This is a genomic window from Agromyces rhizosphaerae (genome assembly GCF_027925245.1).
Lineage (GTDB): Bacteria > Actinomycetota > Actinomycetes > Actinomycetales > Microbacteriaceae > Agromyces > Agromyces rhizosphaerae.
Window position 1 is genome coordinate 1,803,811 of the sequence record NZ_BSDP01000001.1, and the last position, 18,237, is coordinate 1,822,047.

Below are 18,237 nucleotides of genomic sequence, written 5' to 3' on the forward strand. Positions count from 1 at the left end.
CGGCGCCAGTGCTCGTCAGTCGCGGTCGTCGACGTAGGCGATGAGGGGGCGGCCCGTGCGCGGGTGCTCGAGCACGTCGGCGCGGACGCCCCACACGTCGTGGATCAGTTCGGGCGTGAGGGTCTCGGCGGCGGGGCCGGCCGCGACGACGCGGCCGCCGTGCAGCACCACGATGTGGTCGGCGTAGGCGGCGGCGAGGCCGAGGTCGTGGAGCGCCGCGAGCACCGTGAGCCCGCCGCGCGCGAGCTCGCCGAGCAGCGAGAGCGTGGTGAGCTGCGCACGGATGTCGAGGTGGTTCGTCGGCTCGTCGAGCAGCAGCAGCGCGGGCTCCTGCGCGAGGGCGCGGGCGAGGTTCACGCGCTGGCGCTCGCCGCCCGAGAGCGTGCCGTACTCGCGGTCGGCGAGGTGCGCGAGCCCGGCGTCGTCGATGCAGCGCTGCACGAGCGCGCGGTCGAACTCGCCGAGCCCCTGGAACGCGCCGAGGTGCGGCGTGCGCCCGAGGGCGACGACCTCGTGCACGCGCAGGCCCGGCTCGTCGCGCACCTCCTGCTCGGCGAGCGCGATCACCCGGGCGCGGTGACGACGCCGCAACGTCGACAGGTCGCGGTCGCCGAAGCGCACGGCACCCGCATCCGCCCGCTCGAGCCCAGCCACCAGGTGCAGCAGCGTCGACTTGCCCGCACCGTTGGGCCCGACCAGCGCGCCCACCGACCCGACCGGCACCGTGATGTCGACGTCGTCGACGATGAGCCGCTCTCCACGCGTGAACCGCACCCGTTCGCCCGCGAGCCCGCTCGCCGGGCCCGCCGGGCCCGGCGGGTTCGCCGAGTCGTCACGAAGTGTCGCTTCGGGCCCGCGGACTCCGGCACTTCGTGACGACTCGAGGGCAATGGGGTCGGGCGTGGTGCGGGTCATGAGATCCTCCGGCTGCGGAGCATGATCAGGGCGAATACGGGTCCGCCGATGAGGGCGGTGAGGATGCCGACGGGCAGCTCGCGCGGGTCGAAGAGCGTGCGCGCGCCGGTGTCGGCCCAGACGAGGAACAGCGCGCCCGCGAGGGCGGACAGCGGCAGCAGGGCGCGGTGGCGCGAGCCGACGAGCAGGCGAACGGCGTGCGGGAGGATCAGGCCGACGAATCCGATCGCCCCGGAGACCGCGACGAGCGCGCCCGTGAGCAGCGCGGTGCCGGTGAGCAGCAGCGCGCGGCTGCGGCCGACGTGCACGCCGAGCGCCGCGGCCGCGGTGTCGCCGAACGCGAAGGCGTCGAGCGTGCGCGCGCTCGCGATGAGCGGCAGCCCGATGAGCACGACGGCGCCACCGGCGATCGCGACCGACGTCCAGTCGGTGCCGGCGAGCGAGCCGAGCAGCCAGTTGAGGATCTCGCGGTAGCTGTCGCCGGTCGCGCTCCAGAAGATGACGAGGCTCGTGATCGCGCCGAACACGCTCGACACGGCGAGGCCGGCGAGCACGGTGCGGGTCGGCGTGAGCGTGCCGGCGGCGCTCGCGAGGCCGAGCGTCGCGACGAGGGCGACGAGCGCGCCGGCGAACGCGGCGACCGGCAGCAGCAGGCCCGCGCCGAGCACGATCACCACGACCGCGCCGACCGACGCGCCCGACGAGAGGCCGAGCAGGTACGGGTCGGCGAGCGGATTGCGCGTGAGCGCCTGCATGACCGCGCCGCACAGCGCGAGGCCGGCGCCGACCGCGGCGGCGGTGAGCACGCGCGGCATGCGCAGCTCCCAGACGATGCCGTCGCGCAGCGGCGACAGGGTCGGCTCGCCGACGCCGAGGTGCGCGAGCACGCTCGCGAGCACGTCGGCGGGGCTGAGGCTGGCGGGTCCGATGGTCACGGCCACGACGACGGATGCCACGAGGGCGACGCCGAGCAGCACCGCCCAGCCCGCTGTGCGCAGGCCCCGTCGCGCGCCGCGCGGCGGCGTGCCGCGTGCAGCGGAACCTACCGGCGCGTCCGGAGCGGAACCCGGCGCCGCCCCGGACGCAGCGGCGCCCGCACGCGCGGACGCCGCGGTGGCGCGCGACGCGCGCTCCGTGGCATCCGTCTGCTGTGTCATGACTACCCGAGCTCCTCGAGCTGCGCGACGATGGACTCGACCGCGCTCACGTTGCGCACGCCGGCCTCGGTCGCGGGGAAGTCGACGATCACGTAGCGCTGCTGCTGCACGGCGGGCAGCGCGGCGGTCGCGGGGTTCGACTCGAGCAGCGCGATCTTCTGGTCGGCGGTGTTCCAGGCGGCGTCGACCAGCACGATCACGTCGGGCTCGGCGTCGACGATCGCCTCCCAGCCCATCGAGGTCCACGTGTCGTGCACGTCGGCGGCGATGTTGGTGAGCCCGGCGGCGTCCATGATCATCTGCGGTGCGCCGATGCCCGCGCCGACGTACGGGGTGTCCTCGCCCGAGCTGTACCAGAGCGCGGTGAGGCCCTCGGAGTTCGGCACGATCGCGTCGAGTGCGGCCTGCTGCCCGGCGATGAGCCCCTCGGCTGCGGCGGGCACGTCGAAGATCGCGCCGGCCTCGGTGAACTCCGCGAACACCTCGTCGAAGGTGAGCGGGTCGGGCATGTAGCCCTCGGCCTTGCACGCTGCGGGGGCGACGTAGGTGTGCACGCCGAGCTGCTCGAGCGTGTCGCGCTCGCCGGCGCCGTCGGCCGAGAAGTTCGACTCCCACCCGGCGAAGACCAGGTCGGGCTCGGCGGCGAGGGTGACCTCCTGCGACGGCACGCGGTCGCTCAGCACGGGGATCTCGTCGGACAGCCCCGAGTACGCCTCGGGCACGGGCCCGTCGGTGAACGCGACGCCGACGATGCGGTCGCCGAGGCCGAGCGCGAGCATCAGCTCGTAGGTCGACGACTTGACGGTGACCACGCGCTCGGGGGCGGCGTCGAAGGTCACCTCGGTGCCGCAGTTGTCGATCGTGAGCGGGTAGCCGGCGGCGGCCTCGGGCGCACCGGTCTCGGCGGGTGCGTCGGCGGTCGCGCAGCCGGCGAGCAGCAGGGCGGCGAGGGGGAGGGTCGCCGCGAGGGCGCGGCGGGGGGAGACGGATGCAGCGGGCATGGGGCCTTCCGGGTCGGCACAGCGGAGGTGCAGCGGATGTGCGGCAGCAAGAGGTGCACGGATCCGACGAACGTCGGCGACTCGACCCAAAGCCCGGGCCTTCGCACCGGTCAGAGCAGGACCGGCGGTCGTTCGGCAGCATACTCCGGAGCCGATTCGGAAATCAATACTGGATTCTGGATCCAGAATCCGACATGATGAACGTGCGGGCCGATCGGAGACCTCCGACACCGGCGCAGGCGGGCGATCGATCGCCCGGCCGTCCGGATCCCGCGCACCACGTCGTTCGATCCGAGAGGACCGCATCCATGAAGACCACCCCGGTCGAGTTCTTCAGCGAGGGGGACCGCATCGCCGGCCTCTGGCGCACGCCCGACGGCGACGGGCCGTTCCGCGCGATCGTGCAGGGGCCGGGCTGGCTCGGCCTCAAGGACGCCAAGCTCTACGTGCGCTACCACGAGGCCCTCGTGGCGGCCGGCTTCGGCGTGCTGGTCTTCGACTACCGCGGCTTCGGCGACTCCGGCGGCGACCGAGGCATCCTCTCGCCCGTCCGCCAGCTCCAGGACCTGGTCAACGCGGTCACCTACCTGACGATCCGCGACGACGTGGTCGCCGACGCGATCGGCGTCTTCGGCACCGGCGGCACCGGCGGCGGCAACGCCGTGCTCCTTGCCGACGCCGACCCGCGCGTGCGCGCCGCGGTCAGCCAGGTGCCCGTCGCCGACGGCGCCGACTGGCTGCACCGCATGCGCCCCGAGCACGAGTGGCTCTCGTTCCTCGCCGGGCTCGAGGAGGACCGCCGGGCTCGGGTCGCCACCGGCACCGGCCGGCTCGTGCACCCGCGCGAGGAGATCATGGTGCCGACGCCCGAGCGCCGCGCGACCAAGATCAAGGCCGACGTCGACGACCGCATCCCGAGCGCCGTGCCGCTCTCGGCCGCCGACGAGATCCTCGCCTACCGCCCCATCGACGCGGCCGAGCGGCTCACCACCCCGCTGCTCGTGATCGGCGTCGAGGGCGATGCGACCACGCCGACAGACCACGCCGAGCGCCTCTACGAGGCCGCGCAGGGACCGAAGCAGCTCATCATGCAGCGGCACACCACGCACTACGCGGCGTACGACCGCTACTGGACCCAGACGACCCCGCGCATCGTCGACTGGCTCGACCGGCACGTGCAGCCGAGCGATGTCGTCGCGCGCACCGCGGCCGCCGACGGCGCGGCCGAGACCACCGAGCACATGGAGGCACCCCAGTGAGCATCGACCTCAGGATCTCCGGCGGCGTCGTGATGACGCCCTCCGGCCCCACCACCGCCGACGTCCTCGTCGCCGGCGGCCGCATCGCCGGCATCGTCGGCAGCGACGTCTCGATCGAGTCGGACCGCACGATCGACGCGACCGGCCGGCTCGTGCTGCCCGGCATGGTCGACGTGCACGTGCACACGCGCGAGCCGGGCTACGAGCACAAGGACGACATCCTGACCACCACGCAGCAGGCCGCCGCCGGCGGGGTCACGACCATCTTCGGCATGCCGAACCTGCAGCCGCCGACCACCGACGTCGCGACCCTCTCCGACGTCTTCGAGCGCTACGGCCGCACCTCGATCGTCGACTGGAACCACAACCCGGCGCCGACGAAGCCCGCCGAGATCCAGGGCATGTCCGACCTGGGCATCCGCGCCTACAAGATCTACATGGTCGTCGACACCGGTCGCACCTACCCGCACCCGGCCGGCACCGGCATGCACGACCACGGCCACCTGCTGCAGATCATGGACCACATCGTGGCCACCGGGAAGCGGTTCATCATCCACCCGCACGACCAGGCGCTGATGGACTACATCGAGGGCCAGTACCTGGCCCGCGGCGAGAACACCCCCGAGGGCTACGCGTCGGCGTACGCGGCACGCGAGGGCGTCATCTGGGACACGGCGATCGACGTCGTGCTGCGCCTGGCCGAGGCATCCGGATGCCCCGTGCACATCGCGCACATCCAGACCCGCCGCTCGATCGAGGCCGTGCGTCGCGCGAAGGCCGCGGGCGTCGACGTCACCTGCGAGGTGAACCACTGGGCGCCGTTCCTCTCCACCTGGGAGGACGTGCAGGTGCTCGGGCCGTACGCGCTGTCGTACTGGGTGCCCGACGACAACCGCGCCGCCGTCTGGGAGGGCATGCGCGACGGCACCATCGACATCGCCAGCTCCGACCACGCGCCGCACACGCGCGAGGAGAAGGAGATCGGCTGGACCGAGATGTGGAGCGCCCACACCGGCACGCCGGGCATCCAGTACTACTACGAGCTCATGCTCGACGCCGTCAACCGCGGCGAGCTGAGCCTGCAGCGCGCGATCGACATGGTCGCGACCGTGCCGGCGGAGAAGTTCGGCCTCGAGGGCGTGAAGGGCTCGCTCGTGGTCGGCGCCGACGCCGACATCGTGATCGCCGACATGGCCCACGAGTGGACCATCACCAACGACGACGTCATGTCGAAGACCGGGTGGACCCCCTACGACGGCCGCACGGTCAGCGCGCGCATCGAGCGCACGATCGTGCGCGGCCGCGACGTCTACGCCGACGGCGCCGTCGTCGGCGAGCCCGGGTACGGCGTGCTCGCCGCAGCCCGCAACGACCCCGCGGCCCAGGCCGCCGAGCACACGGCCGACCTGGCCGGGAAGGACCTGAAGTGACCATGAAGTTCGGACTGCTGCTGCCCCACTTCGGCGAGCAAGCCAGCCGCGAGAAGCTGCTCGAGGGCTCCAAGCTCGCCGAGGACAAGGGCTTCGACTCGGTGTGGGTGCGCGACCACCTCGTCTTCGAGCCGCACGGCGAGATGGAGAAGCCCAACCGCACCTTCTACGACGCGCTCACGACGCTCACCGCGATCGGCGCCGTCACCGAGAAGCTCGAGCTGGGCACCGGCTCGCTCATCCCGTTCCGCCACCCGCTCGTCACCGCGCTCATGGCCGGCACGATCACCCAGCTCGTCGGGCCGCGCCTGATCCTCGGGTTCGGCGCCGGCACGTTCGACCACGAGTTCGAGGCGATCGGCTGGGGCGACCTCGACCGCGTCGAGGCGGTGCGCTCCAACGCCGAGATCCTGAAGCGCGTGTTCACCGAGAACGACGTGACCTACGACGACGGTGTCTTCTCGTTCGAGAACGTGACGATCGAGCCGAAGCCCGTGGGCGGCCGCGTGCCGTTCTGGTACTGCGGTGCGACCCCCCGCTCGGCGCGCCTCGCGGCCGAGTACGCCGACGGCTGGATGCCGGGCCGCATCTCGCTCGCGACGATGGACCGCCGCATCCAGAAGATGCGCGAGATGACGGATGCCTCGGGCCGGCCCATGCCGACCGTCGCCGTGATCCCCCCGACGTCGATCGAGGAGACCCGCGAGGAGGCGCTGCAGCACGTGAACGTGCCCGGCCTGCTCGCGTGGGCCAACAAGGCCAAGTTCGCGGTCAAGCCCCCCTCGGGTACCTTCGAGACCGTCGAGGACCTGGAGGGCCAGCTCATCGTCGGCAACCCGGACGAGGCCGTCGAGGAGATCAGGAAGTTCCAGGCGCTGGGCGTCGAGCACCTGGTGTTCGACTTCCGGTTCAAGTTCGACCGTTTCTTCGAGCAGATCGAGCTCCTCGGCAGCGAGGTGCTGCCGAAGCTGCGCTGACGCCGGAACCCGAGGAGCCGACCAATGACGGTGAGAGAGAGTGCGCCCATGACCGAGACGAGCGAACGCGACGAGAGCACGGCGGCCGAGCCGCTGATCTCGGTGCGCGACCTGAGCGTGCGGTACAACGTGGCCCGCACCGGCAACACCCTGACCGCCATCGAGGGCGTCGACCTCGACGTGCGCGAGGGCGAGTTCATCACCGTGCTCGGCCCCTCGGGCTGCGGCAAGACGACGTTCATGAACGTGATCGCCGGGCTGGTCGCGCCGACGACCGGCTCGGTGACCGTCGACGGGAAGCCGGTCACCGGCCCGGGGCCGGACCGCGCGGTGGTGTTCCAGGACTACGCGCTGCTGCCGTGGCGCACGGTGTTCGACAACGTGAAGTTCGGCCTCGAGATGCAGAAGGGGCTGAAGGGCGACGGCTGGCGTGGCCGCGTGCAGGAGGCGATCGAGCTGGTCGGCCTCTCGGGCTTCGAGTCGTCGTACCCGCGGGAGCTGTCGGGCGGCATGCAGCAGCGCGTCGGCCTCGCCCGCGCGATCGTCGCGAAGCCGCGCATCCTGCTCATGGACGAGCCGCTCGGCGCCGTCGATGCGCTCACCCGCGAGGTCATGCGCGACGAGATCGAGAAGCTCATCGCCGCGACCGGCAAGACCGTGCTCTTCATCACGCACTCGATCGAGGAGGCGATCCTGCTGGGCGACCGCATCGTCGTCTTCAAGAGCCACCCGGGTGCGATCAAGGAGATCATCGAGACCCGGCTCGACCGGCCGCGCTCCGAGCGCAGCGTGCAGTCCGACCCGCGGTTCCTCGAGCTGCGCGACCACCTGTGGGACGCGCTGCAGGGCGAGGCGACGGCGGCCGCGCACAGCTCGAGCACGAAGACGCGCGCGACGAAGGTGCAGGACGGATGAGCACCCTCCTCGCCTCCGGGCCGAACCTCGGCAAGGGCGGCGCAGCGGCGTGGCTCGCGAGCCTCGACACTCGCGGCAAGGCCGTCGTCATCGCGGTCGAGGTCGTCATACTCCTGGCGCTGTGGGAACTCGTCGTCGGCGTGCTCGGCTGGATCAACCCGGTCTTCTTCCCGCCGCCGTCGGCCATCGCCGGCGGGTTCGGCGAGCTGGTCGCCAGCGGCGCGCTCTGGTCGAACATCGCCATCTCGATGCAGGCGTGGCTCACCGGCTTCGCGATCGCCGTGGTGGTCGGCGTGCCGGTGGGGCTGCTCATGGGCAGCTCGCTGCCGGTCGACCGGGTCGTCGGCCCGATCGCCTGGACGATCTACGCGACCCCCGCGATCGCCTACCAGCCGCTCGCCAAGGCGTGGTTCGGGTTCGGCATCGGCCCCGTGATCTTCCTGGTCACGATCAGCGCCCTGTTCCCGATCCTGCTGAACATCGCCGCGGGCATGCGCACGACGAGCCAGTCGATCATCCGAGCGGGTCGCGTCTACGGCGGCTCGCGCATGGACCTGTACCGCAAGGTGTTCCTGCCGACGACCGTGCCGTTCCTGTTCGCCGGCCTGCGGCAGGCGGTCGTGCTCGCCACGATCGGCATGGTCGTCGCCGAGCTCGCCGGCTCGTCGTCGGGCATGGGTGCGCTCATCATCCGCTCGGCGAACACCTACCAGACCGACCAGGCCTTCGCCGCGATCGCGGTGGTGGTCGTGTGGAGCGTCGGCATGACGCAGGTGATGACCGGCATCGAACGCTGGGTCGCGCCGTGGACGAGGAAGGCCCGCCGATGATCACGACCGCACCCCGCGTGCTGCGCCCGCGCAACCTGGTGGGCGGCGAGGCGAAGTGGCGCTGGCTGCTGCTCGCGGTGATCGCCGCGATCCTCGTCGTCTGGGAGGCATCCGTCACCTGGCTGCAGCTCGTGCCCGCCGCGTTCCTCCCGCCGCCCACCGCCGTCTTCGCGTCGTTCGTGCAGCTGCTCGTCGACCCGGAGTTCTGGCAGGCGTTCGTCTTCAGCTTCCAGAACCTCGTCATCGGCCTGCTGATGGCCGTGGTCGTCGGCGTCACCGTCGGCCTCGCGGTCGGCTGGTCGCCGGTGCTGCGGTTCACGGTCGCGCCGTTCCTCTGGCTGCTCTACTCGACGCCCAAGGTCGCGCTCGCGCCGCTGTTCATCCTCGTGCTCGGGCTCGGCAACGAGTCGAAGATCGCCCTGGTGTTCCTGCTCGCGGTGTTCCCGATCATCCTGAACACGATGGAGGGCGCCGTCACGGTGAGCGACTCGCTCGTGAACGCCGGCCGCGTCTACGGGGTCAACGGCGTCGCGCTCGGCTGGAAGGTCATCTTCCCGGCGACACTGCCGTATTCCCTCGCGGGCATCCAGCGCGGCGCGGCCCTCGGGTTCACCGGCGAGGTGCTCGGCGAGTTCCTCGGCGGCACCGGTGGGCTCGGCCACATGCTCGAGTACGCCGCCTACCAGTTCCAGATGGACGAGGCGATCGCCATGGTCATCGTCATGGTGGTCATCGCGAACCTCACGCTCGTGCTCATCGCGGCGCTGCGCAAGCGCCTCGCGCCCTGGTACGACGACCGGCAGATCATGGGCGCGTCCTGACGGACGCCCGGAAGGAGCGCGGATGCAGAAGGAGATCATCGTCCCCGAGGGCGTCTACCCGCCCACGGCCGACTTCAGCCAGGCCATCCGGGTCTCGGGCGGCGACCTGCTGTTCGTGAGCGGCATCATCGGCTACCGGCTCGACGGCACCATGCCGACGACCGCGGTCGAGCAGGCCGAGGTCGCGTTCGACAACCTCCGCCGGGTGCTCGAGTCGGCCGGCGGCACCATGGCCGACATCGTCAAGGTCAACGTGTACCTGGGCGAGGACTTCCGGCTCATGCGCGACGAGCTGCGGGAGGTGCGTGCCCGGTTCTTCACGAACGACTTCCCCGTGTCGACGCTCGTGCAGGTCGCCGGCTTCGCCAACCCCGACTACCTGTTCGAGATCGAGGCCATCGCGGCCCTGCCGTCGAAGGAGTAGGCGCCCCGCGAGAAGACCGCCGGCCCCCGTTTCATGCGCAGTAGACGGGGGCCGGCTTCTCGCGTGCCCGGGCGTCGTGCCCGCCTCGTGCCCGCGCCTCGTGGGCCGGCGGGTGGGGCGGATGCCTCGGGCCCGACCGCCCACGCCACGGCCCCGTGGTTTCGCTGCGGCCAGTCCACGTCGTGCGGGCCAGCCGTGCAGGGCTGGCCGCAACGGGTCCGGCTGGCCGGCGCGTGTGCCCGGCGGGATCCCGCGTCCACTATGGCCCACCGGTGCACCGGCCGACGCTGGGCGCGCCCTCAGGGGCATCCGCTCGCCCTCGAATGCGCACGGAGCACCCCGCACGCAGCGAAGCGCCCCCACCGTCATGCGCTGCGGTGGGGGCGCTTCGAAGGATAGACCCGACTCAGGGGTAGGGCAGCGTCTCCGGTCCCTCGTTGCCGAGGCCGAGCAGCTCCTGCGCCTTCAGCAGGTAGGCGATCTGCGACTCGTCGAACTCGATCGGCTGCAGCGACTGCGTCTCGACCGTCTCGTCCCACGCCGCGGCGTCGAAGTAGAGGTTGTCGCAGGCGAGGTGGCCGTCGAGCACCCACGGGGTCTCGTTCGCGCGAAGGTCGGCCACGTCGTAGTCGTTGGCCTCGTAGATGTCGAGCACGCTGTCGACGTTCTCGGGGAACTCGCCCGGCGCCGGGGCGGTGATGTAGCCGACCGCCTTGATGGTCGCCCGCAGGAAGCGGATGAGCGTGTTCGGGTTCTCCTCGATCCAGCCGTCGCCGGCGATCTGCACGTCGTTCGCCCAGTTGCGCAGCGACTCGACGATGATGTTCGCGTCGTGCGCCTCGAGGGCGGGCAGGTCGTCGCCGTAGAACGGCTGGAGGGTGATGCGGTCGTTCACGAAGAACTCCGTCCACGACTCCGAGCCGGGGCCGGGGTAGACGACCTCGACGTCCACCGTGTCGAGGTCCCAGCCCTCCTCCTGCAGCACCAGCGCGCGCTGGTACTCGGCCGGGTCGCCCGGCGTGCCGGCGAGCACGACCGAGGTGCCGTCGAGCTGGTCGACCGAGGTGATGCCGTCCTGCACGGCGAAGTCGAAGTTCTGGCGGCAGTAGTGGCCGCTCACCAGGTCGACCTCGACGCCGCCGCGGATCGCCTCGATCACCGTGCCGGTGCTCTCGACGCCGATGTCGGCGCTGCCCGAGGCCACCGCGGCGGTGACGTTGTCGGCCGTGATCACCTCGACCGTGAGGCCTTCCTCCTCGTAGTACCCGAGGTCGGTGGCGAGGATGTACATGGAGTACATCGTGATGTCGGGGAACGGGATGGCCACCGTGATCTCGGTGTCCTCGGCGGGCCCGGGCTCGCCGTCGGCGATCTCGACGGGTTCGTCGGATCCCGTGGCCGTGTCGGTCGCCGCACAGCCCGCCAGCAGCGCGAGGGCGGAGACCCCCGCGGCCAGCATGAGGCCGTACCGTGCTCTGGAATTGCGCATGACTTTCTCCATTCTCGGCGGGTTCCTCGCGGTCGGCGTTCCGCTGTGCAGAAGGCCTCCCGCGAATTGCGGATACTGTATCCAAAGTGGTGGAGGGTGTCTACGGATGCGGCGAGACTCGCAACGCGGTCGTTACCTGGGCACGTATCGTCGAATGACCGTGGACAGCTCCGGGCAATTCTGGATACAGTATCCAAGACACGTTGACGGAGCCGCCCGGCGGCTCCACCGAGGAGGCGAGACGAGATGGTCCGAGCGGCGCGCCTCACCGCGCACGGCCTCGAGGCGCTGAGGGTCGAGGACGTGGCCTCGCCCGAGCCCGGTCCGGGCGAGGTGCTCGTCGCCGTCGAGACCGTGGGCGTCAACCAACTCGACCTGAACCTCATCGCGGGCGTGGGCCCGGGCGCGGCCGTGCGTCTGCCGCGCACGCTGGGGCTCGACCCCGCCGGCACGATCGTCGCCGTCGGCGACGGTGTCGACTCGTCGCGGGTCGGCGAGCGGGTCGTCGTGAAGCCCAACGTGCCGTGCGGCGCGTGCTCGTGGTGCGCTCGCGGTCGTGAGGCCGACTGCCTGGCGCAGACGGTGATCGGCGGCCAGCGGGACGGCGGCGCCGCCGAGCTCGTCGCCGTGCCCCACCGCAACGCCGTCGACCGGCGGGACCTCGACGCCGCCGTCGCCTCCGCGGCCGTGCACAGCGTGCCGATCGTGCTGAACGCGCTCGAGACGGCCGGTGTCGCCGCGGGCGAGCGGGTGCTCGTCACGGGCGCGGGCGGCACGCTGGGGCAGGCGGCGGTGCAGCTCGCGCGCCACCTGGGCGCCGAGGTGGTCGCCGCGTCGCGGCAGCCGCTCGACCTCGGCGCCGACGTCACGACCGTGCGGGCGCCGTCGCCCGCCGAGCTCGCGACGGAGCTCGCACGCGCGGTGCCCGACGGCGTCGACGTCGCCCTCGACGTGAGCGGCCACGCCGGCATGCTGGCCGCGGGCGTCGGGGCGCTCCGCTGGGGCGGCCGGGCCGTCTTCTGCTCCGCCTCGGTCGAGACGTCGCTCGAGCTCGACGCCCGCGCCTTCTACCTCCGGCGCCTCCGACTCATCGGGGTCGCGAGCGCCGATCACGCCCAGGTGCGCCGCGGCATCGACCTCGTCGCCGACGGTGTCGTGCGGCCCGCGATCGCACGCCGCTATCCACTCGACCGCATCGCCGACGCGTACCGCGAGTTCGGCGAGCACCGCACGGGGAAGGTGATCGTCGATGTCGCCTGAGCGAACCGCCGCACGCGGTGGGCAGGGGGCGGATGCCGCCTCGAACCCCTCCGCCGAGTCCCCGGCGCCCATCGTCGACCGCCAGGCGCTGCGCGCCTCGATGCACCGCTCGTCGGCCCGCCTCTGGAAGGACGCCGAGGCGGGCGTCGTGCGTCCCTGGGTGTCGGCCTCGCTCGAGCGCGACGTCACGGCCGTCTCTCGATTCACGCAGTACGGCACCGACGTCGAGTTCCGCGCCGACGAGGCGCCCGACCGCGGGGGCGCGGGCTCCGCGCCGAGTCCCATGCGGTACCTGCTGAGCGGCATCGCGTTCTGCGTGCTCGGCTGGGCGGCCAAGACCTGGTCGTCGCGCGACGTGGCGGTGCTGCGCCTCGACCTCGACGTGCGCACCCTGCTCGACACGCGCGGCGAGCTCGGCGTGGGCGATGCCCCGCCGCATCCGCAGTGGTTCGTGCTCGATGTGCGCGTCGAGGATACGGCGACGGATGCCGCGGCGGTGGGCATGCTCCGCGAGGCGGTGGCGCGATGCCCCATCAGCGCGCTCATGTCGCGCGCGGTGCCAGTGCACCTCATGCTGGAGCACAACGGACGCAGCGTGCTCGACGAGCGCCCCGCCGAGCTGCGCACCGAACACGAACAGGAGCAGACCCGATGACCGACCACTCCCTGCCGGCCGATGGCGCCCGGGGGCCGCTCGCCGGCGTGCGCGTGATCGAACTGGGCCAGTACATCTCGGGCCCGTACGCGGCGAAGCTGCTGGCCGACCTGGGCGCCGACGTGATCAAGGTGGAGTCGCCCGACGGCGACCCGATGCGCAGGTGGGAGGGCAGCGGCACGTACAGCCCGCAGTTCGCCGCCTACAACCGCGGCAAGCGCGGGGTCGTGCTCGACCTGAAGGACCCGGAGGGCCTGGAGCGTCTGCTCGAACTCGCCGAGGGCGCCGACGTGCTGATCGAGAACTTCCGCCCTGGGGTCGCCGAGCGCCTCGGCTTCGGCCCCGGGGTGCTGCGCGCCCGCAACCCGCGGCTCATCTCGTGCGCCATCACGGGCTTCGGCCCCGAGGGCCCCTACGCGAAGCGCCCCGCCTACGACACGGTGATCTCGGCGGTCGGCGGCATGTACAGCCAGGTCGTGCCCGACAGCGTGCTGCGGCCGCTCGGGCCGGCGTTCTCCGACCTGCTGTCGGGCATGTCGGCCGCGCAGGCCGTGCTCGCCGCGCTCCACGCCCGCGAGGCGCGCGGCGAGGGCGAGCACCTCGAGGTGTCCATGGTCGGCTCGCTCATCGACTTCGTGACCGAGGCCGCGTCGACCTATCTCGAGACCGGGCAGGTCGCCGCGCCCGACTCGCGGCCCCGGCGCGCGCAGGCCTACGCGTGCGTGGGCTCCGACGGCAAGGCGTTCGTGATCCACATGTCGGTGCCCGAGAAGTTCTGGACCGGCCTGCTCGAGGTGCTCGAACGCCCCGACCTCGCCGACGATCCGCGCTTCGCGACGCGCGAGGGACGCGTGCGCAACTACGACGAGCTCGACGTCGAACTGAAGGCCATCACCGCGACCGAGCCCCGCGAGCACTGGATGCAGCGGCTCGCCGCGCACGACATCCCGCACGGCCCGCTGAACACCGTGGCCGACCTGTTCGACGACCCGCAGGTCGCCGTGATGGGCCTGGTCGAGGAGATCGCGAGCCCGGCCGGTGGCACCGTCCGCGTGCCCGCGCCGAGCACGCGGTTCCACCGCAGCGGCCGGCCCGAGCTGCGCGCCGCGCCGCTGCTCGGCGCCGACACCGACGCCCTCACCCGGCCGCGCACCGAAGGAGCCCGCGCATGAGCATCCCCGACGACCTCGTCGCCATCGACGCGCACACCCACCCGCAGACCGAGGAGTTCCTCGCCGCCATGGGGTCGCGACACACGCAGATGGCGAAGCACTTCGGCCGCGAGCGGCCCGTGGTCTCGTTCGCCGAGCAGGCCGACCAGTACCGCGACCGGCGCATGATGGCGGTCATCGTGAACTCCGACTCGGAGACGACCTCCGGCATCCCCGGCGCGCCGAACGACCTGCTCGGCCGGGCGCAGGCCGACCACCCCGACGTCTTCCTCGCCTTCGCCGGCATCGACCCGTGGAAAGGCGAAGCCGCGATCGCCGAGATCCGCCGCATGCACGCCGAGTACGGCATCAGGGGCGTCGGCGAGCTGAACCCGGCACGCCAGAAGTTCCTGCCGAACGACCGTCGGTTCTTCCCGATCTGGGAGACCTGCGCCGAGCTCGGGCTCGTGGTCATGTTCCATTCCGGCTTCCCGGGTGCGGGCGCGGGCACGCCCGGCGGCGGTGGGTACCGTCTCGAGAACGCCAGGCCCGTGCCCTACATCGACGACGTCGCCGCCGAGTTCCCCGAACTCAAGATCATCAGCGCGCACCCCGCGTGGCCGTGGCACCTCGAGAACCTCGCGATGGTCTGGCACAAGTCGAACGTCTACCTCGACCTCTCCGGCTGGGCGCCGAAGTACCTGCCCCCGGAGGTCGTGCGCTACGCGGACTCGCTCATCACCGACCGGGTGCTGTTCGGGTCGGACTGGCCGGTCATGACGGCCGACCGCTGGATGCGCGAGTTCGACGACCTCGGACTCAAGGAGACGTCCAGGCAGAAGATCCTGCTGGACAACGCCCGGACCCTGTTCGGGCTCTGACCGGGTGCCGCGCCGGGGGTTCCGTCCACCGCCGGTCGCGGCATCCGATCGCCCTCGACCCCCCGCACTCGACCCCGACGGAAGGCGGCACGCATGGCCGAACTCGTGATGGCGGCGGCGACGCCGCACAACCCGCTGCTCTGGCGAGCGATGCGCGACCCGATGCCCGACGACCTCGCCGCGGTCGCGGGCAACTTCGCGCGCATACGCGAGACCATGCGCGAGCTCGAGGTGGACGTGCTCGTCGTCGTCGGCACCGACCACATCCGCCAGTTCTTCTTCGACCACGCCCCCGCGTTCGTCGTCGGCAAGGCCGCGCAGTACCACGGCACCTACGAGAACGAGGTGCGCACCTTCGGCATGGAGTACGTCGAGCTGACGGGGCATCCGGAGCTCGCCGAACGCATCGCCGGCCGCGAGCTGCTGCCCGAGGCGATCGACTTCGCCGTGAGCCACGAGTGGCGCCTCGACCACGGCTTCGTGATCCCGCTGCAGTACCTGCGGCCCGAGCTCGACCTGCCGATCGTGCCGATCCACACCAACGCGACCCTGCCGCCGCTGCCCTCGCCGCGCCGGTTCGCGGTGCTCGGCGAGCACCTGCGCGAGACGATCGCCGCCTGGGAGTCCGACGCGCGCGTCGCGCTCATCACCTCGGGCCACATGGCGACCGACGTCGGCGGCCCGAGGCAGTTCGCCGGCTCGCCCGACCCCGCGTTCGACGCCGACGCGGTCGCCTGGATGCGCGACGGCGACCTCGAGGGCGCGGTGAACGGATGCCGCTTCGATCGCGTCATGGCCGCGGGCAACGTGACCTACCAATACGTGAACGTGATCACGGCGCTCGCCGCGATGGGCGGCCGGCCCGCCGACCTCGCGGAGGCGACCGAGTCGCGCTTCGCGTCCAGCCCGTTCTTCATGTGGAGGAAGCCGGCATGACGAAGTACATGATCGACAAGTTCATGCGTGCGGTCGAGATGAGCGACGACGCGGTCTCGCGCTACGTCGCCGACCCGGCCGGCTTCGTCGACGCCTGGCTCTCCGGCGGCGGCACGCCGGACCTCCCGACCGACGACCGGGTGCTCACGCCCGAGGAACGCGAGGCGTTCGCCACGGTCGACCACGCCGCGCTCTACGCCCTCGGCGCCCACCCGTACCTGCTGTGGCACTTCATCGAGGCCGCGCACACCCATGAGTTCGGCGACGGCTTCGGCTGGCGCGACCTGGTCGAGCGGTATCGGGCGGACGTCGCGCCGCACGGGCACGTCGACTACATCCCCTGACGTCCGCCGGGGGGCGGGGCGGCGAGCGGATGCCCCCGGGTCAGCCGGTCGCGATGTCGATGGCGTGACCGGCGATCGCGGCCGACGTGTCGACGTCGTGCATCCAGAGCGGCACGGCGGCTGCGCGGATGCCCGCCGAGACGAGCGACGACGTACTCGCGGCATCCGCCTCGTCGACCAGCCACGCGTCGAGCAGCCCGGCGTGCGAGCTCGCGCCGTAGTGGCGCGCGACCGCAGCGGCATCCGTCGCCACCCCGATCGCCGTGAGGCACGCATCGGCCATGCCGCGCACGACCGAGCCCGCGATGATCGGCGAGACGCCGACGACGGGGGCGGATGCGGCGGTGATCGCGTCGCGCACGCCCGGCACGCCGAGGATCGGGCCGATCGAGACGACCGGGTTCGAGGGGGCGAGCATGATGAGGTCGGCGTCCGCGAGGGTGTCGAGCACGCCCGGGGCGGGGCGCGAGACCTCGATGTCGAGCTGGCGGAACGACCGCGCGCGCATCGTCGCGCGGTGGCGGGTCCACCACTCCTGGAAGTGCATCTCACGGCTGCCGGTCGGCGCCTCGGGGTCGTCGACGAGCACCTGGGTGTCGATCTCGTGGTCGGTGACCGGGTGCAGGCGCGCACCGAGCGTCCAGCGCTGCTGGAGTCGCTCGGCGACCTGCGTGGGCGTCCTCCCGTCGCGCAGCCACGAGGTGCGGGCGATGTGCGTGCCGAGGTCGAGGTCGCCGAGGGTGAACCACGGCCAGCCGACGCCCCACGCGGCGAGCTCGTCGCTCACCCGCTCGGTCTCGCCGGCACGGCCCCAGCCACGGACCTCGTCGTTCACGCCCGCGAGGGCGTAGAGCAGCGAGTCGAAGTCGGGCATCAGGCGCAGCCCCGCGAGCCAGAGGTCGTCGGCCGTGTTGACGATCACGTCGATCTCGGCGGTCGTGCCGCCCTCCCCGTCGGGCCAGCGGCGGATGCACTCCTCGCGCAGCCCGCGCGTGAACCGCGCGCCCCCGACACCGCCCGCGAGCACCACGATCCGCATTCGACCAGCCTACGTCCGCGCGCGGCGCGATCGCGCCGCGCGCCCACACCGCGCGATCGCGTTGCGGCCAGCCTGCGTCGCCCGGGCCAGCCGTGCAGGGCTGGCCGCCACGGCGTGGACTGGCCGAACGGAGTTGTGGAGTCGAGTCGGCACGCTCGAGTCGTTCGGGCACGTCGAGTTCGACGTGCCGGTGGGAGTTCGACGTGCCGAGTCCGGGGAGGCGGGCGGGGCGGATGCGGGGGTCAGCGCGTCCCGCGCACGCCGGCGAAGTAGCGCGAGATCGCGATGCCGGCGGCCCATGCGCTCGCGAGCGTCACGACCGTGTCGGCGTTCGCGCCGAAGCGGAACCGCCCGACCCCGAACAGGAGCGCGGCGCCGCCGATCGCGTTCGCGCCGCTCCATACGACGTTCGTCTCGGGCGACGACTCGCCTACCCCGGGCGGGCGCCCGAACGGGCTCTGGAATCGCTTGCCCGACAGCCCGTGCACCCCGTGCGGCACCGCGTTCACGAGCAGCGCGGCGCCGGCGGCATGCGCGAGCAGGTGCCCGACCGGCGTGCGGCCGGTGGTGCGGTGCGAGCGTGCGGGCTTCGGCATCGGCGTCCCTCCGGTCGGCGTCGCGGCGAACGTAGCACGCCGTGCGCGTGCGCCGGCTGATGGTCTCCACCGATCAACTCGCGCGTCAGGCGCGGTTGCGGCCAGTCTGCGTCGTGGCGGCCAGCCGTGCATGGCTGGCCGCCACGATGGGGACTGG

Annotated in this window: 19 protein-coding genes; 13 read left to right on the top strand and 6 right to left on the bottom strand. The window is 72.2% G+C overall.

What is annotated here, in order from left to right:
- Positions 1-15 precede the first annotated feature (15 nt).
- The 3 genes from QMG39_RS08480 to QMG39_RS08490 are packed head-to-tail and all read right to left on the bottom strand — an operon-like array spanning position 16 to position 3,073.
- Entirely contained in the window at positions 16-915 is a 900-nt protein-coding gene (locus tag QMG39_RS08480; protein WP_281884004.1) for an ABC transporter ATP-binding protein, read from the bottom strand.
- Entirely contained in the window at positions 912-2,072 is a 1,161-nt protein-coding gene (locus QMG39_RS08485; protein ID WP_281884006.1) for a putative F420-0 ABC transporter permease subunit, read from the bottom strand. Before QMG39_RS08485 ends, QMG39_RS08480 begins: the two co-directional genes overlap by 4 nt.
- Before the next feature lie 2 nt (positions 2,073-2,074).
- Positions 2,075-3,073: a putative F420-0 ABC transporter substrate-binding protein gene (locus QMG39_RS08490; RefSeq protein WP_281884008.1), complete on the bottom strand. Its 999-nt coding sequence runs from the start codon at positions 3,071-3,073 to the stop codon at positions 2,075-2,077.
- A 308-nt stretch (positions 3,074-3,381) separates the two neighbouring features.
- Here QMG39_RS08490 and QMG39_RS08495 point away from each other — a divergent pair, with 308 nt between their 5' ends.
- The 7 genes from QMG39_RS08495 to QMG39_RS08525 are packed head-to-tail and all read left to right on the top strand — an operon-like array spanning position 3,382 to position 9,729.
- Positions 3,382-4,332 (top strand): alpha/beta hydrolase, encoded by a 951-nt coding sequence (locus QMG39_RS08495; RefSeq protein ID WP_281884010.1) that lies wholly within the window; start codon positions 3,382-3,384, stop codon positions 4,330-4,332.
- On the top strand, positions 4,329-5,762 hold the full coding sequence (locus tag QMG39_RS08500) for a dihydroorotase (RefSeq protein ID WP_281884012.1): 1,434 nt from the start codon (positions 4,329-4,331) through the stop codon (positions 5,760-5,762). The genes QMG39_RS08495 and QMG39_RS08500 overlap by 4 nt, the downstream gene beginning before the upstream one ends.
- A 2-nt stretch (positions 5,763-5,764) precedes the next feature.
- Complete coding sequence (locus QMG39_RS08505; protein WP_281887221.1) at positions 5,765-6,739, top strand: LLM class flavin-dependent oxidoreductase; 975 nt, start codon at positions 5,765-5,767, stop codon at positions 6,737-6,739.
- A gap of 48 nt (positions 6,740-6,787) precedes the next feature.
- Complete coding sequence (locus tag QMG39_RS08510) at positions 6,788-7,654, top strand: ABC transporter ATP-binding protein (RefSeq protein WP_281884013.1); 867 nt, start codon at positions 6,788-6,790, stop codon at positions 7,652-7,654.
- The gene (locus QMG39_RS08515) at positions 7,651-8,484 is read left to right on the top strand and encodes an ABC transporter permease (RefSeq protein WP_281884015.1); all 834 of its coding nucleotides are present in this window, start codon (positions 7,651-7,653) and stop codon (positions 8,482-8,484) included. The genes QMG39_RS08510 and QMG39_RS08515 overlap by 4 nt, the downstream gene beginning before the upstream one ends.
- Positions 8,481-9,305, top strand: coding sequence for an ABC transporter permease (locus tag QMG39_RS08520; protein ID WP_281884017.1), 825 nt, complete (start codon positions 8,481-8,483; stop codon positions 9,303-9,305). Before QMG39_RS08515 ends, QMG39_RS08520 begins: the two co-directional genes overlap by 4 nt.
- 22 nt (positions 9,306-9,327) lie before the next feature.
- The gene (locus QMG39_RS08525; RefSeq protein WP_281884019.1) at positions 9,328-9,729 is read left to right on the top strand and encodes a RidA family protein; all 402 of its coding nucleotides are present in this window, start codon (positions 9,328-9,330) and stop codon (positions 9,727-9,729) included.
- Positions 9,730-10,135: 406 nt separating this feature from the next.
- On the opposite strand, the gene QMG39_RS08530 is transcribed toward QMG39_RS08525, so the two are convergent.
- Positions 10,136-11,218: an ABC transporter substrate-binding protein gene (locus QMG39_RS08530; protein ID WP_281884020.1), complete on the bottom strand. Its 1,083-nt coding sequence runs from the start codon at positions 11,216-11,218 to the stop codon at positions 10,136-10,138.
- A 246-nt stretch (positions 11,219-11,464) separates the two neighbouring features.
- Between QMG39_RS08530 and QMG39_RS08535 the strand changes: the two genes are divergently transcribed.
- From QMG39_RS08535 to QMG39_RS08560, 6 genes are all read left to right on the top strand, one after another.
- Complete coding sequence (locus QMG39_RS08535; RefSeq protein WP_281884021.1) at positions 11,465-12,478, top strand: alcohol dehydrogenase catalytic domain-containing protein; 1,014 nt, start codon at positions 11,465-11,467, stop codon at positions 12,476-12,478.
- Positions 12,468-13,133: an OsmC family protein gene (locus QMG39_RS08540; RefSeq protein WP_281884025.1), complete on the top strand. Its 666-nt coding sequence runs from the start codon at positions 12,468-12,470 to the stop codon at positions 13,131-13,133. Before QMG39_RS08535 ends, QMG39_RS08540 begins: the two co-directional genes overlap by 11 nt.
- A complete protein-coding gene (locus tag QMG39_RS08545; protein ID WP_281884027.1) occupies positions 13,130-14,305 on the top strand; it encodes a CaiB/BaiF CoA transferase family protein in 1,176 nt (391 codons plus the stop codon). Before QMG39_RS08540 ends, QMG39_RS08545 begins: the two co-directional genes overlap by 4 nt.
- Positions 14,302-15,165, top strand: a complete 864-nt coding sequence (locus QMG39_RS08550) for an amidohydrolase family protein (protein ID WP_281884029.1) — start codon at positions 14,302-14,304, stop codon at positions 15,163-15,165. The genes QMG39_RS08545 and QMG39_RS08550 overlap by 4 nt, the downstream gene beginning before the upstream one ends.
- A gap of 93 nt (positions 15,166-15,258) precedes the next feature.
- Positions 15,259-16,101 carry a DODA-type extradiol aromatic ring-opening family dioxygenase gene (locus tag QMG39_RS08555; RefSeq protein ID WP_281884031.1) on the top strand — a complete coding sequence of 281 codons (843 nt, stop codon included), beginning with the start codon at positions 15,259-15,261 and terminating at the stop codon, positions 16,099-16,101.
- Complete coding sequence (locus QMG39_RS08560; protein ID WP_281884033.1) at positions 16,098-16,445, top strand: hypothetical protein; 348 nt, start codon at positions 16,098-16,100, stop codon at positions 16,443-16,445. Before QMG39_RS08555 ends, QMG39_RS08560 begins: the two co-directional genes overlap by 4 nt.
- A gap of 40 nt (positions 16,446-16,485) precedes the next feature.
- Here QMG39_RS08560 and cofD read toward each other — a convergent pair whose 3' ends face one another.
- The gene (gene cofD, locus QMG39_RS08565) at positions 16,486-17,484 is read right to left on the bottom strand and encodes a 2-phospho-L-lactate transferase (protein WP_281884034.1); all 999 of its coding nucleotides are present in this window, start codon (positions 17,482-17,484) and stop codon (positions 16,486-16,488) included.
- Positions 17,485-17,726: 242 nt separating this feature from the next.
- Positions 17,727-18,080, bottom strand: a complete 354-nt coding sequence (locus tag QMG39_RS08570) for a hypothetical protein (RefSeq protein WP_281884035.1) — start codon at positions 18,078-18,080, stop codon at positions 17,727-17,729.
- Positions 18,081-18,237 lie beyond the last annotated feature (157 nt).

Bases quoted from the DNA above. Each gene is read 5' to 3' on its own strand.
- QMG39_RS08525 (WP_281884019.1), top strand. From the start codon at position 9,328: ATGCAGAAGGAGATCATCGTCCCCGAGGGCGTCTACCCGCCCACGGCC.
- QMG39_RS08510 (WP_281884013.1), top strand. From the start codon at position 6,788: ATGACCGAGACGAGCGAACGCGACGAGAGCACGGCGGCCGAGCCGCTG.
- QMG39_RS08560 (WP_281884033.1), top strand. From the start codon at position 16,098: ATGACGAAGTACATGATCGACAAGTTCATGCGTGCGGTCGAGATGAGC.
- QMG39_RS08570 (WP_281884035.1), bottom strand. From the start codon at position 18,080: ATGCCGAAGCCCGCACGCTCGCACCGCACCACCGGCCGCACGCCGGTC.
- QMG39_RS08555 (WP_281884031.1), top strand. From the start codon at position 15,259: ATGGCCGAACTCGTGATGGCGGCGGCGACGCCGCACAACCCGCTGCTC.
- QMG39_RS08480 (WP_281884004.1), bottom strand. From the start codon at position 915: ATGACCCGCACCACGCCCGACCCCATTGCCCTCGAGTCGTCACGAAGT.
- QMG39_RS08515 (WP_281884015.1), top strand. From the start codon at position 7,651: ATGAGCACCCTCCTCGCCTCCGGGCCGAACCTCGGCAAGGGCGGCGCA.
- QMG39_RS08540 (WP_281884025.1), top strand. From the start codon at position 12,468: ATGTCGCCTGAGCGAACCGCCGCACGCGGTGGGCAGGGGGCGGATGCC.
- QMG39_RS08545 (WP_281884027.1), top strand. From the start codon at position 13,130: ATGACCGACCACTCCCTGCCGGCCGATGGCGCCCGGGGGCCGCTCGCC.
- cofD (WP_281884034.1), bottom strand. From the start codon at position 17,484: ATGCGGATCGTGGTGCTCGCGGGCGGTGTCGGGGGCGCGCGGTTCACG.
- QMG39_RS08550 (WP_281884029.1), top strand. From the start codon at position 14,302: ATGAGCATCCCCGACGACCTCGTCGCCATCGACGCGCACACCCACCCG.
- QMG39_RS08535 (WP_281884021.1), top strand. From the start codon at position 11,465: ATGGTCCGAGCGGCGCGCCTCACCGCGCACGGCCTCGAGGCGCTGAGG.
- QMG39_RS08530 (WP_281884020.1), bottom strand. From the start codon at position 11,218: ATGCGCAATTCCAGAGCACGGTACGGCCTCATGCTGGCCGCGGGGGTC.
- QMG39_RS08490 (WP_281884008.1), bottom strand. From the start codon at position 3,073: ATGCCCGCTGCATCCGTCTCCCCCCGCCGCGCCCTCGCGGCGACCCTC.
- QMG39_RS08505 (WP_281887221.1), top strand. From the start codon at position 5,765: ATGAAGTTCGGACTGCTGCTGCCCCACTTCGGCGAGCAAGCCAGCCGC.
- QMG39_RS08495 (WP_281884010.1), top strand. From the start codon at position 3,382: ATGAAGACCACCCCGGTCGAGTTCTTCAGCGAGGGGGACCGCATCGCC.
- QMG39_RS08520 (WP_281884017.1), top strand. From the start codon at position 8,481: ATGATCACGACCGCACCCCGCGTGCTGCGCCCGCGCAACCTGGTGGGC.
- QMG39_RS08485 (WP_281884006.1), bottom strand. From the start codon at position 2,072: ATGACACAGCAGACGGATGCCACGGAGCGCGCGTCGCGCGCCACCGCG.